Origin of the sequence: Egicoccus halophilus (genome assembly GCF_004300825.1) — a bacterium.
GTDB lineage: Bacteria > Actinomycetota > Nitriliruptoria > Nitriliruptorales > Nitriliruptoraceae > Egicoccus > Egicoccus halophilus.
Map to the genome: position 1 here is coordinate 2810904 of NZ_CP036250.1, position 11835 is coordinate 2822738.

11 protein-coding genes are annotated in these 11835 nt (G+C 74.7%); 3 read left to right on the forward strand and 8 right to left on the reverse strand.

Translation table 11 applies throughout. The features are described from left to right. The first annotated feature begins 70 nt into the window (after window positions 1-70). A complete protein-coding gene (locus ELR47_RS12655; protein ID WP_205745239.1) occupies window positions 71-613 on the forward strand; it encodes a macro domain-containing protein in 543 nt (180 codons plus the stop codon). A 27-nt stretch (window positions 614-640) separates the two neighbouring features. Here ELR47_RS12655 and ELR47_RS12660 read toward each other — a convergent pair whose 3' ends face one another. Beyond that, window positions 641-1822, reverse strand: coding sequence for a glycosyltransferase (locus ELR47_RS12660; RefSeq protein ID WP_165404053.1), 1182 nt, complete (start codon window positions 1820-1822; stop codon window positions 641-643). Between the two features lie 17 nt (window positions 1823-1839). Beyond that, complete coding sequence (locus ELR47_RS12665) at window positions 1840-3285, reverse strand: aminotransferase-like domain-containing protein (protein ID WP_165404054.1); 1446 nt, start codon at window positions 3283-3285, stop codon at window positions 1840-1842. Between the two features lie 201 nt (window positions 3286-3486). Between ELR47_RS12665 and ELR47_RS12670 the strand changes: the two genes are divergently transcribed. After that, window positions 3487-3795: a hypothetical protein gene (locus tag ELR47_RS12670; protein WP_130650230.1), complete on the forward strand. Its 309-nt coding sequence runs from the start codon at window positions 3487-3489 to the stop codon at window positions 3793-3795. A gap of 20 nt (window positions 3796-3815) precedes the next feature. On the opposite strand, the gene ELR47_RS12675 is transcribed toward ELR47_RS12670, so the two are convergent. The 5 genes from ELR47_RS12675 to ELR47_RS12695 form a co-directional block, all read right to left on the reverse strand. After that, window positions 3816-4727, reverse strand: coding sequence for a hypothetical protein (locus ELR47_RS12675; protein ID WP_130650231.1), 912 nt, complete (start codon window positions 4725-4727; stop codon window positions 3816-3818). A 58-nt stretch (window positions 4728-4785) separates the two neighbouring features. Next, window positions 4786-6021 (reverse strand): sigma-70 family RNA polymerase sigma factor, encoded by a 1236-nt coding sequence (locus ELR47_RS12680; RefSeq protein WP_130650232.1) that lies wholly within the window; start codon window positions 6019-6021, stop codon window positions 4786-4788. 231 nt (window positions 6022-6252) lie between these two features. After that, on the reverse strand, window positions 6253-8136 hold the full coding sequence (gene dnaG, locus ELR47_RS12685) for a DNA primase (RefSeq protein ID WP_165404055.1): 1884 nt from the start codon (window positions 8134-8136) through the stop codon (window positions 6253-6255). A 29-nt stretch (window positions 8137-8165) separates the two neighbouring features. Next, window positions 8166-8600: a DUF3151 family protein gene (locus ELR47_RS12690; RefSeq protein ID WP_229730682.1), complete on the reverse strand. Its 435-nt coding sequence runs from the start codon at window positions 8598-8600 to the stop codon at window positions 8166-8168. Between the two features lie 120 nt (window positions 8601-8720). Further along, window positions 8721-8912, reverse strand: a complete 192-nt coding sequence (locus ELR47_RS12695) for a CsbD family protein (RefSeq protein ID WP_130650234.1) — start codon at window positions 8910-8912, stop codon at window positions 8721-8723. A 217-nt stretch (window positions 8913-9129) separates the two neighbouring features. Between ELR47_RS12695 and ELR47_RS12700 the strand changes: the two genes are divergently transcribed. After that, window positions 9130-10875, forward strand: coding sequence for a M61 family metallopeptidase (locus ELR47_RS12700; protein WP_165404056.1), 1746 nt, complete (start codon window positions 9130-9132; stop codon window positions 10873-10875). A 19-nt stretch (window positions 10876-10894) separates the two neighbouring features. On the opposite strand, the gene ELR47_RS12705 is transcribed toward ELR47_RS12700, so the two are convergent. Continuing rightward, on the reverse strand, window positions 10895-11770 hold the full coding sequence (locus ELR47_RS12705) for a sulfite exporter TauE/SafE family protein (RefSeq protein ID WP_130650236.1): 876 nt from the start codon (window positions 11768-11770) through the stop codon (window positions 10895-10897). Window positions 11771-11835 lie beyond the last annotated feature (65 nt).

Genomic DNA, 11835 nt, shown 5'->3' on the forward strand with positions numbered 1-11835 from the left:
GACGCCACCACGCGACCTGCCGCAAGCCCGCGGCGACGTCGGGTCGTGGCCGCTGGACCGAGGAGCCGCTGTGGAACTCGTCTTCGGGACCACCCGCGTGGTCGCGCTCGCCGGCGACCTGACCGCCCAGGCGGTCGACGTGGTCGTCAACGCCGCCAACGTCGAGCTGCGCCACGGTGGTGGGGTGGCCGCGGCGATCGCCCGCGCCGCCGGCCCGTCGCTGCAGGCCGCGTCCGACGCCTGGGTCGCCGAGCACGGGCCGCTGCGCGAGGGCGACGCCGCGGTCACGGATGCCGGTGCGCTCACCGCGGACCTGGTGGTGCACGTCGCCGGACCGGTGTACGACCCCGAGCGTGACGACAACGCCGCGCGACTCGCGGCGGCGGTCGTCGCCGCGCTGGACGCGACCGCCGACAGCGGCCGACGCACGGTGGCGTTCCCCGCCATCTCGGCCGGCATCTACGGCTACCCCCGGGACCGTGCGACCCGGGTGCTGGTCACGGCGGTGATCGACTGGGTCGCCGCGCACCCGGGCGTGCTCGACGAGGTGCGCCTGGTCGGGTTCGACGACGGCGCCGCCGCCGACTTCGGCCGTGCCCTCACCGACCGCTGAACCGCTGCGTCGCGTCGCGACCCCCGGTCACGGCGACGGGAGGTGGTGGGCGGGGCCGGTGGCGACCGGGCGTTGGCCGGCCAGCACCGCCTCGACGAGGTCGGCGGCGACCGCCACCCCGAGCACGGCCGCCTGCTGCGCCAGGAGCCCCGCCACCGCCCGCGCCCGCCGGTCGTGCAGCAGACGCTCCACGGCCCGACGCAGCCGCGCCGGCGTGCAGCGACGCGGCGCGACCACCCGCCCCGCACCGACGTCACGCAGCCGCGCTGCCGCCTCGAACTGGTCACCCGCCTGGGGTACGACGACCATCGGGACGCCGGCGGCAGCCGCTTTGGACAGAAACCCCCCGCCGCCGGGCGCGACCGCGACGTCCGCGACCGCCAGCAACGGGACGTGCGGTCCGCGGCCGACGACGAGGCGCCGGCCCACCTGCGGCGGCACGGCCGTCGAGGTGACGACCACCCGGACGTCGCGGTCGCGCAGTGCCTCGATCGCGACCGCGCCGAGGCCGCCGACACCTCCCTGGGCCGTGGAGTCGGTGACCACCACGAGCGGCGCGTCGCCCGAGGGCGCCGGCAGCGGCGGCAGGTCGGGCTCGACGGCCAGGGGGCCGACGACGTGCGCGTCGGCGGGCCAGTCGCGACGGGGACGTTCCAACGCGGGCACCGTCGCCACCAGCCGCACCACGGGAGCGCCCGGGGCCTCGAGACCGATGTCCCGTGCCGCCGCGTGGGCCTGTTCGCGGCCCGTCGCCAGCGACCGTTGCTGGGCGTCGAACACGCGCCGGTTCGCCCGACGGCGCAACGGGGTGTGGGCCAGCCGACGGCCGGCGCCGACCGGCGGCAGGTCGGGCGCCGGGTCGGGCAGGTGGTGCGGGATCGTCTCGACCCAGGGCAGGTCACGGAGATCGGCGGCGAACGCACCGGCACGGGTGAGGACGTCGCTGACGACGAGGTCGGTCCCCCAGTCCCGCAGCGACGCGGCCAGCGGCACCGCCATCCGGGCCCCGTGCACCCACAGCCGATGACCGAAGTCGACGTCGCCGGGCGTCGGCGCGAGCCGCGGCAGCGTCGCGAAACGGCAACCATGCCGGGCGGCGAGCCCGGCGTACGCGCCGCCGCCGACGAACACGACCTCGTGTCCGCGGCCCGCCAGTGCACCGGCCACGCCCAGCGCCGGCAGCGCATGCCCCGCGTCGGGTCCGGACACCACCGCGATCCTCGGGCTCATCCGATCGGCATCCCGACCCGGGGCAGCCGTCCGCCGCGGACGTCGTCCCAGGCCAGTGCCAGACGTCGAACCGCCTCGCGCAACTCGTCGGGCGGTCGGCTGAGCGTGAGGCGGATCCGGTCGAGGTCGCGTCCCGAGGTCGAGCAGGCCCGGGCGGGTGGGACGAGCACCCGGTGCGCGGCGGCCGCGGCGGCGACGACGTCCCCCGACACGCCGCCGAGATCGACCCACATGCTCATCCCGCCCGCCGGCGGGGTGAACCGCCAGTCGGGCAGCCCGGTGTGCAGGGCCTCGACGAGCACGTCGCGTCGTTCCCGCAGCCAGCCGCGACGCCGGACCAGCATGGGCTCGATGCGGCCGAGGATCTCCGCGGCCGCGAGCTGCGGCGACAACGACATCCCGAGGTCGAGCGCGGTCTTGATCCGCACCAGCTGGGGCAGCAGCGCCGGCTCCGCGCGGATCCAGCCCACCCGCACCCCGCCCCACACCAGCTTCGACAGCGATCCGACGCTGACGACCGAGTCGGCGAGCTCCGGCACGATCGCGGCCAGCGGCGCGGGCGGCGGTTCGTCGATCCACAGCTCGTGGAACGTCAGGTCGTCGATGAGCAGCACGCCGCCCTCGGCGGCGGCCTCGACCACCTGGCGACGCACGTGCGCCGGTAGCACCGTCCCGGTCGGATTGTGGTGCGACGGGATGAGAAAGGCCACGTCGGCGCGCCGTTCCCGCAGGGCCCGCAGCAGCGCGACCGGGTCGACGGCGGTCTCCGGCACGATGCTGGCGCGCAGGTGCCGGAGCGTGAGCAGCTCGGTCAGCCCCGGCCAGGACACCTCCTCGACGAGCACCGGATCACCGGGGACGAGCAACGCGGTCAACAGCACGTCGACGGCCTGCTGGGCCCCGGCGGTCACCAGCACCTGTTCGGGGTCGGTCGGCAGTCCCTGGCGCGTCGCGTGCTCGGCGATCGCCCGACGCAGCCACGGATGTCCCAACGGCCAGTACCCGCTGCTGTCGCGCGCCGCGGCCCGCAACTGCTCGGTGCTGGGCACGTACAGGTCGGCGACCACGGCCTCGTCGGCGTCCCACGCGGCGATGCGCAGATCGATGCCGTCGAGTGCCCCGCCGGCGACGGCGGCACTCAACCCGTCCGCCGCGAGCCGGTTGGCCGATCGCGTCCGGTCCTCGGCGCTGCCCACCACCGTGCCGCTGCCGTGGCGGGTGTGGACGACGCCCTGCTCCCGCAACCGCCCGTAGACGCGAGCGACCAGGCCTCGGCTGACCTGCAGGGCCTCGGCCAGCGGACGCTCCGCCGGAAGGCGCGTGCCGACGGCCAGCCGGCCGTCGTCGACCGCATCCTGCACCGCACGGGTCAGCCGGTCGGCGGGGCGACCCGTCCCCTGCTGCCAGTCGCCGAGCACGGAACGCAGCTCGTAGGCCTCCACCGGCCACTCCTCGTCGGAACCACGTAGGCCGCAGCACCCCCCGGACCACCGGGGACACGAGCAGTACAGCACGTTCCGCGAAGCGAGTCCACTAGGGAACATTGGATCCGATCAGCCACACATGGATCCACTTTGGCCCCGGTGGATCCAACGACTCGGACCGTTCCGTCCGAGACTGGCTCCATCGTGAAAGGAATGCGGATGCTGCTCTCCCCGCCCGCGGCCGAACCGACCCGCCCCTCGCCCGAACTGCCGACGTCCTGGCACACCGCCAGCCGGCTCGTCGACGAGGTCGTCGACCGTGCGCCGCTGGATGCGCTGACGTCCTTGGTCGACGCCCTGGAGTCGGCCGTGCACGCCCCACTCCCGAGCGGACTGCCCGACGGCCGCATCGCGCTGGTCCGCCGGTTCGCCCGGGCGCAGGCCGTCAGCCGTCGCGCTGCGGCCGGCCCGGTGCTCGACGACCCGCAGGTCCGCTCCGCGATGGCACGCCTCGTCGCGGTCGCCTGACCGAGACGACGGGACGACGCTCAGAACGCCTCCGCCGGGGCGCTCTCCGCCCCGGCGAGCAGCGCATCGCACCAGCCGCCCACCCGCGCGGCCAGCTGTGGGTCACGCACCCGCACCAGCACCTCGCTGGCCGTCGGGAACGGCGGCGCCGCCCACCGCGTCACCGTGACCCGGGTCACCGGAACCCGCAGCCGCGTCGCCCACTCATGACGGCTTGCGTCGGCCGCGACCGCCCGACCGACGCGGAGGACCACGCGGACACGACGGTCGTCGAGGTCCGCGGTCGTCCGCAGCCATCCCAGCGCCCGCACCACCACCTCGGCGCGCGGTCCGGCGAGCGTCAGGGCGTGCGCGTCCGCCTCCGAGACCGCGGTCAGCAGCCCCACACCCGCCGCGAACGCCGGGTCCCGCTGCAGGCGCACCGCCGCTCCCGCCGCAGCCAGTCGTCGGATCTCTCCCGCCGCGCCGTCGGCAACCGCCGCACCGTCGGCAGTCGCCCCGCCACGCGCGGACGCCCCGTCGGTCGGCTCGGGCAGGACGGCCGTGAGGGTCTCACCCACCCAGGCGCGCACCAGCAGGTCGTCGACGCTGAGTCGGGACGCGATCGTGCGCACGTCGAGCCCGGCCCGCCGCAGCGCGCGGGCACGGGCCGGCCGGGTGTCGTGCGGGTCCGCCTCGCCCCCGGGATCGCCGTCGGGGCCGTCCGGATCACCACCGACGATGCGCAGGGCCGGGAGGCTGGCCGGTGCGACCGTCCGGCGGGCACGGGCCGTCAGCGCGTACGGGATCGGCTGATCGGACTCGTCGTCGAAGGGCAGCTCCTGCTGCGCCGGGACGGCCGGCGCGACCGGGCGGTCGGCGGCGTCGCCGCGCGCCGGATCGGCAGTGACGACGTCGGGGTGCGGGGGTTCGCGGCGCGTGTCGGTGTCCATGGCCCGACAGTACGCCGGGGGTGCGACACGGCCGCCGGGGCGGCAGCGCCCCCCGCCGTCAGCCGCGCAGGTACCCCTCGAGCGCGTCGGCGAGCGCCGGGTGACGCAGCTTTGCCAGCGCCTTGGCCTCGATCTGCCGGATGCGTTCACGGGTGAGGCCGAGCTCCGCCCCGACCTGTTCGAGCGTCTGCGGCTGCGCGTCGTGCAGGCCGAAGCGCCGCTCGATGACGGTGCGCTCCCGGACCGAGAGCTCGTCGAGGACCGACGCGAGGTGCTGCTGGAGGAGCAGGTACGCCGCCGCCTCGACCGGCACGATCGCGTTGGCATCCTCGATGAGCTCGCCCATCGAGGCGTCGCCCTCCTCCCCCACGGGCGCGTCGAGCGAGGTCGGGTCCACCGCGAGGCGGCGGAACTCCTCGATCTTTTCCACCGGCAGCTCGACCGCCTTGGCGACCTCCTCGATGGTCGGCTCCCGGCCCAGCCGCTGCACGAGCTGACGCTCGACCCGTTTGATCTTGTTCATCGTCTCGACCAGGTGCACCGGGATGCGGATGGTGCGGGACTGGTCGGCGATGGAACGGCTGATCATCTGCCGGATCCACCAGGTGGCGTAGGTCGAGAACTTGTAGCCGCGGGTGTAGTCGAACTTGTCGACCGCCCGCATCAGTCCGAGATTGCCCTCCTGGATCAGGTCCGGGAACAGCAGGCCGCGGCCGAGGTAGCGCTTGGCGATCGAGACGACCAGCCGCAGGTTGGCCTCCGTGAGCGCCGCCTTGGCGTTGCGGCCCAGGCGCTCGACCCGGCGCAGGCGTGCCCGTTGCTCGGGCGAGAGCTCGCGCATCGAGTCGAGTTCCGCACCGGCAGCGGCGCCGGCGTCGACCCGCTTGGCGAGGTCGACCTCGGCTTCGGCGCTGAGCAGGTCGACCCGGCCGATCTCGTTGAGGTACAGCCGCACCGCATCGACGCTGACCGCTCCGTCGACCGGTGCCGCACGGGTCGGCCCGGCGCCGTCAGGGGTGCCGTCCTCGACGATCGCGATGCTCGCCCGCCGCAGGTGACGGGCCACCGGCAGCGCCATGGCCGCGTCGAGCCCGGCCGACTTCAGCGCGGCCGCGAGTTCGCTGGTGGTGACGAACCCACGCTCACCGCCCAGCTCGAGGAGTTCGGCGACCTCGCGGGTCCGCCCGACGGCTTCGCGCTCCACGAGGTCGACGACCTCGGCCCGGTCGGCGTGTTCCCGGCCATCGGCCACCCGGCCGTCGCCGTCGTGCGGCACCCGGTCGGTGGCGAGCATCGTGACCGTGCCTCCGTCGCCGGACGGCTCCCGCGACGTGGCCTCCCGGGGGTCGTCGGCAGCCGTCACCGCGGTCCCCTCCCGGTCCGGACTCACGTGCGGGCCGGTCGACCCGCGCCATGCACCGTCCGTGTCGCAAACGGTGCGCGCCGGGAGGCTAACGCTCGCGATGCCGCCGGGAGGGTGGCATCTCGGTGCCACCTCCCCGTCGCGCACACCCCGCACGAGGCGTCACTCCTCGCGACTGGTCAGCGCCCGCCGCCGCTGTTCGAGCTCACGCAACTCGGTCAGCACCGCCATGAGCTCGTCACGGTCCCGGCCGTGGTGCAACGTGTGCAGTCGATCCTGGAGCTGCCGCTCGGCGGCCTGGAGACGTTCGGCGAGCAGGGAGCGGACCCGCCACGCCGCCGCGTCGGCGTCCAGCGGCACCGGCTCGTCCTCGAGCGCGAGCTGACGCAGGCGGGCGCGGACCTCGTCGTCGGCCGCGTGCTCGAGCACGGCCGACAACTCGACCCCGGCCCCACCGGCCGCCGTCAGCGTGGCGAACACCTGGCGGGCGACCGGGTGCGAGAAGTCGTCCTCGACCAGCTCGAACCACTCGTCGGGCAACCACTGTGGCTGCTGCAGGGCCGTGCGAAGGACGTCACGCTCGCGGCGGACCCGGGCGCGATCGAGCGTCGACACCCCACCGGTCCCACCGGCCCCACCGGCCCCTCCGGTACCCCGGGACGGTCCGACCGGCGCCACGCCCTCGTGGGCGTCGAGCTCCACGCCCAGGCGCTGGGCACTGCGCACCACGAACTCGTAGGCGACCCCGATGCGGGCCGCCACCTCGGTACGGGCCCACTCGCGACGCAGGTCCAGGTCGGGTTCGAGGCCGACGATCCCGAGTGCCTCCCGCAGTGCCGCGGTGCGGCCCGCCTCGGAACCGAGGTCGGCGTCCGACAGCCGCTGACGCAGCACGAACGGCACGACCGGGGTCGCGTCGGCGACGGCCTCGCGCAGCCCCTCGGCGCCGACCTCGCGCACCAGGTCGGCCGGGTCGCGACCGCCGGGCAGGACCAGCACCCGCAGGTCGAGCTCGGTCCCACCACCCTCGCTGCCCTCGCCGCCCAGCGTCCGGGCCGCCTCCCAGGCGCGTTCGGCCGCCTTGACCCCGGCCGCGTCCCCGTCGAAGGCCAGCACCACCCGCTGGGCGTAGCGTGAGACCATCCGCAGGTGCTCGACGCCGACCGCCGTGCCGCAGGTCGCCACGGCGTTGGCGAAGCCGGCCTGGTGCAGTGCCATCACGTCGGTGTAGCCCTCGCAGACCAGGACCTCCTCCGCCCGAACGACCTCGGCACGCGCCTGCGGGACGCCGTAGAGGACCCGCGTCTTCTTGTAGAGCGGCGTCTCCGGGGAGTTGAGGTACTTCGGCGGATCGAAGTCGCCGTAGTCGAGCTCGGGCAGGATCCGACCACCGAACCCGATCACGTCACCGCCCGGATCGTGGACGGGGAAGATCAGGCGCCCCCGGAACCGGTCGCGCAGCCCACCCCGTTCGGTGCGCACGACCAGACCGGTGGCGATCAGGTCCTCGGGCCGCAGCCCCTGCCGCGTGAGCGCCTGCCCGAGCGCCTCCCAGCGCATCGGGGCGAAGCCGAGGTCGAAGCGTTCGGCGTCGTCGCGGCCGAAGCCCCGCTGCTTGAGGTAGGTGCGCGCGACCTCGCCCTCCTCGGAGAACAGCGTCGCACGGAAGAACTCGAGCGCGGCAGCGGTCACCTCGACCAGCCGCGACCGCTGCCCGATGGCCTGGCGGTCACGTGCGGAGAGCTCCTCGTAGCGCAGTGTGAAGCCCGAGCGGCGCGCCAGTGCCTCGACCGCCTCGGGGAACTCGAGCCCCTCGACGCGCATCAGGAAGTCGTACAGGTCCCCGGACGCGTCACAGCCGAAGCAGTGGAAGAAGTTGCCGTCGGGGGTGACCGTGAACGACGGCGTCCGCTCGGTGTGGAACGGGCACAGGCCCTTGTAACGGGTGCCGGCACGCTTGAGGGTCGTGTAGTCCCCGACGACCGCGACGATGTCGGCCTGCCGACGCAGCTCCTCGACGTCGTCCTTCAGGATGCGTCCCGCCACCGCCGGTCCTTTGGTGCTCGTGGCGCGACTCAGGCGACGAGGTTGGCGTCGTCCCAGTCCGGGTCGAGCTCGTGCAGGAACCCACCGATGCGCTCGACCTCGGGCTGCTCACCGATCTCGGCCGCCGCGGCGCGCAGGCGCACCAGGCACGACAGGAAGCTGCGGTTGGTCGACTCGGACCAGCGCACGAAGCCGCGTCCGCCCCACCCGGCCGCACGCAACGCGTCGAGGCCACGGTGGTAGCCGACGCGCGCGTAGGCGTAGCGTTCGATCGGCTCGCGTCCGAGCGCGGCCAGCTGTGCCCAGCCCTCCAGGAACGTCGGGTGGTCGGCGACCACCGCACTGACCGCCAGCAGACGCGTGTCGAGGTCGGCGGCCAGGGCGTTGGCCAGGGCCTGGCGGGCCTCCTCGGGGGCCTGCGGCAGCACGGTCTCGTGGCGGTCGGCCATGGGCAGTTCGGGCACGCGGCGTCCTCGGTCCGGGTCGGTCGTCGAAGCTATCCGACCCCCGCCCCGGCCGTCGGGACGCCGCGGGCGCCGGCGCGACCCTCGCGCCGCGCGCCGGCACGCGTTGCCTGCCGTGGTTCAGCGGTCCTCACCGGGGAGGCGGCCGGCCTCCTGGTCGGCGTCACGCACGCGTTCGTTGGCGTCGCTCAGCCCGTCCTGCACGTCCGCCTTGGTCTGCTGCGCCTTGCCCTTGAACTCCTGCTTGCGGTCGCCGGTCGCCTTGCCGGCCAGTTCGTTGCCCTTGCCCTTCAGTTTGTCGCCGATGCCCATGGGGGCTCCTTGTCGGTCTGGCCGGAGCTGTTCGCCGGCTCCCGGTGAGCTTCGGGTCACACCGGGGCATCGGCGTCGAGGGCCGTCCGGCCGTCGGGACGTGACCGGCACCGGGTCGTGGATCACCGACGTGGCCGTCGGGGCGTCACGAGTAGCCTCGCCCCCGTCGGTCGGGGCCCCGTCGACCACGCCCCGGCACCACCGTCCAGGAGCCGTCGTGACCGTCCGCTACGCCGTCGACCTCACCGACCGCCTGCACCACCTGGTGCGCGTCTCGCTCACCGTGCCCGCCGCGCACGCCGACGGCGCGCGGATCGTGCTGCCGGTGTGGACCCCGGGCAGCTACGTGGTCCGCGACTACGTCCACCACGTGCAGTGGATCCGCGCCCGCGACGCCGAGGGCACCGAGGTGGTCCTGGAACCCGACGGCCACACCGCCTGGCGGTTGCCGGCGGGCGCCCGGGGCGAGCACACGGTCGAGCTCGAGCTGTACGCCAACGAGCTCACCGTGCGCACCAACCACGTCGACGACCATCACGCCCTGCTGATCCCCGCCGCGACCTTCCCCTACGTCGAGGGGGCCGAGGACGAGCCGCACGAGGTGCACCTGCCACCGGCCCCGGCCGGCCACCGCGTGTGGTCGCTGCTGCCTGCGGGCGAACGACCCGACACCTACGTCGCCGAGCACCGCGACCACCTGGTCGACAGCGCCTTCGAGGTGGGCGACCTGCCCGCGGTCGAGTTCGAGGTGGCCGGCGTGACCCACGACTTCGTGTGGGCCGGCCACGGCGGCCATCCCGACCTCGCGGCGATCGCCCGGGACGCCGCAGCCATCGGCGAGGCCGCCGTCGCCCTGTTCGACGGCGAGCTCCCGGTCGCGCACTACCGCTACCTGTGCACCGGCTGGCACGAGGGGGGCGGCGGGCTCGAGCACCGCGAGGGGTCGGTGCTGCAGATGCCGATCCGCACCTTCCAGGAGCCCGACCTGCTGGCCCGCTTCCAGTCGCTGGTCGCCCACGAGTACCTGCACCTGTGGAACGTCAAGCGACTCGTGCCCACCGCGCTGGTGCGCCCCGACTACGAACGACCCACCCACACCGAGTCGCTGTGGGTCGCCGAGGGCTGGACCGCCTACTACGACGAACTGCTGCCCCTGCGGGCCGGCGTGTGGACCCTGACCCGGTTCCTCGACAACCTGCGTGACACCTGGCAGCGGGTGCTCGACACCCCCGGGGTCGCGCTGCAGTCGCTGCGACGCGCCGGCCACGAGGCGTGGGTCAAGCACTACGTCCGCGACGAGAACACGGTCAACGCCAACACCGACTACTACGGCCACGGGTCGCTGGTCGCCTGGTACCTCGACCTGCTGCTGCGCGAGCTGCGTCCCGACGGTGACGGGCTCGACGAGGTGTTCCGGCTGCTGTGGCAGCGGCATGCGAACACCGCCGAGGGCTACACCGAGGCCGACGTCGAGCGGGCGGTGTCCGACGTGGCCGGCACCGACCTCGGCGCCGTGTTCGACGCCCACGTGGCCGGCACCGCGCTACCACCGGTCGAGGAGGTGCTGCCGGCGGTCGGGCTGCGGGTGGTCGCCACCGGCGGTGACGAGGTGCCCGACCTCGGCGCGCAGGTGAGCGAGGACGACCACGCCGTGACCCTGGCCAGCGTGCTGCGCGGACGACCGGCCTGGCAGGCCGGACTCACCGGTGGCGACCAACTGGTGGCGGTGGACGGCACGCGGGTGCGCCGCGGGGAGCTGCCCGGTCAGCTGCGGGCGCGACGCGCCGGCGACGAGGTGGACATGACGGTCCTGCGGGGCCCGCGGTTGCTCACCCGCCGTGTCACGTTGGGCGCGCCGCGACCGGGGCGTCGACTGGTCCGCGACGAGCACGCCGCCGACGCCCAGCGCGACGCGTTCCGCCGGTGGACCGGGGTCGCCTGGGAGTCCGCGCCGACCGGGTGAGCACGGCGCCGCACCGGGGTCAGGTGACGAACTGCCAGACGGCGGCGGAGAGGGCCACCAGCACGACCAGTGCCCGCAGCGGTCGCGCCGGCAGGCGTCGTCCGTAGCGACTGCCGAGCAGCCCCCCCACGGTGGCGCCCAGCGCCACGAGCCCGGCGACGCGCCAGTCGACGTCCGCGACGGCGATGAACAGCACCGCGGACACCAGGTTGGCGATCCCCGCCAGCACGTTCTTGATGCCGTTGACCTGCGGCATGCCGCCGGCGACGAAGCTGCCGAGCACCGCCAACAGGATCACGCCCTGGGCGGCGCCGAAGTAGCCCCCGTAGATGCCGGTCAGGAACACGATCGTGTACAGCGCCGGGCCGAGCCGGATCTCGACCGGGCCCGGCGCCACCGGCGCGTCGTGCACCGGCACGTGGGCGCTCGGCAGGTCGCTGGCCGGGGCGTCGTCGACCTGCACGGCGTCGGGGTCGTCGGCCGCACGCTCGGCGAGTTCCCGCCGCTCGCGACGGGCGGTGACCCAGGTCGCCACCCGCGGCTGCGCGGCGGCCAGGACCGCGGAGAGCAGCAGCAGCGGAGGGATGACGACCTCGAACGCCTCGGAGGGCAGCACGAGCAACAGCGCCCCGCCGATCACGCCGCCGACCGCCGAGGCGACCGCCAGCCGCAGCACCAGCCGGGCGCGACCGGTGAGCGTGGCCCGGAAGCCGTAGGCGGCCGCGACACCGCCGGGCACGAGCCCGACCGTGTTCGACACGTTGGCCACGACCGGCGGGAAGCCGAGGGCGAGCAGCGTCGGGAAGGTGATCAACGTGCCGGCGCCCACGACGGCGTTCATCGCGCCCGCCCCGAGACCGGCGAGCAGGATCACGGCAGCGTCGAGGAGCGTCACGGGCAGACCTGTCGAGGCGTCGGGACGGGCGTCGCCGAGGGGCGCGGGCACGCGGGCGCGCGGGC

Bases quoted from the DNA above. Each gene is read 5' to 3' on its own strand.
- ELR47_RS12670 (WP_130650230.1), top strand. From the start codon at position 3,487: ATGCTGCTCTCCCCGCCCGCGGCCGAACCGACCCGCCCCTCGCCCGAA.
- ELR47_RS12675 (WP_130650231.1), bottom strand. From the start codon at position 4,727: ATGGACACCGACACGCGCCGCGAACCCCCGCACCCCGACGTCGTCACT.
- ELR47_RS12680 (WP_130650232.1), bottom strand. From the start codon at position 6,021: ATGCTCGCCACCGACCGGGTGCCGCACGACGGCGACGGCCGGGTGGCC.
- ELR47_RS12695 (WP_130650234.1), bottom strand. From the start codon at position 8,912: ATGGGCATCGGCGACAAACTGAAGGGCAAGGGCAACGAACTGGCCGGC.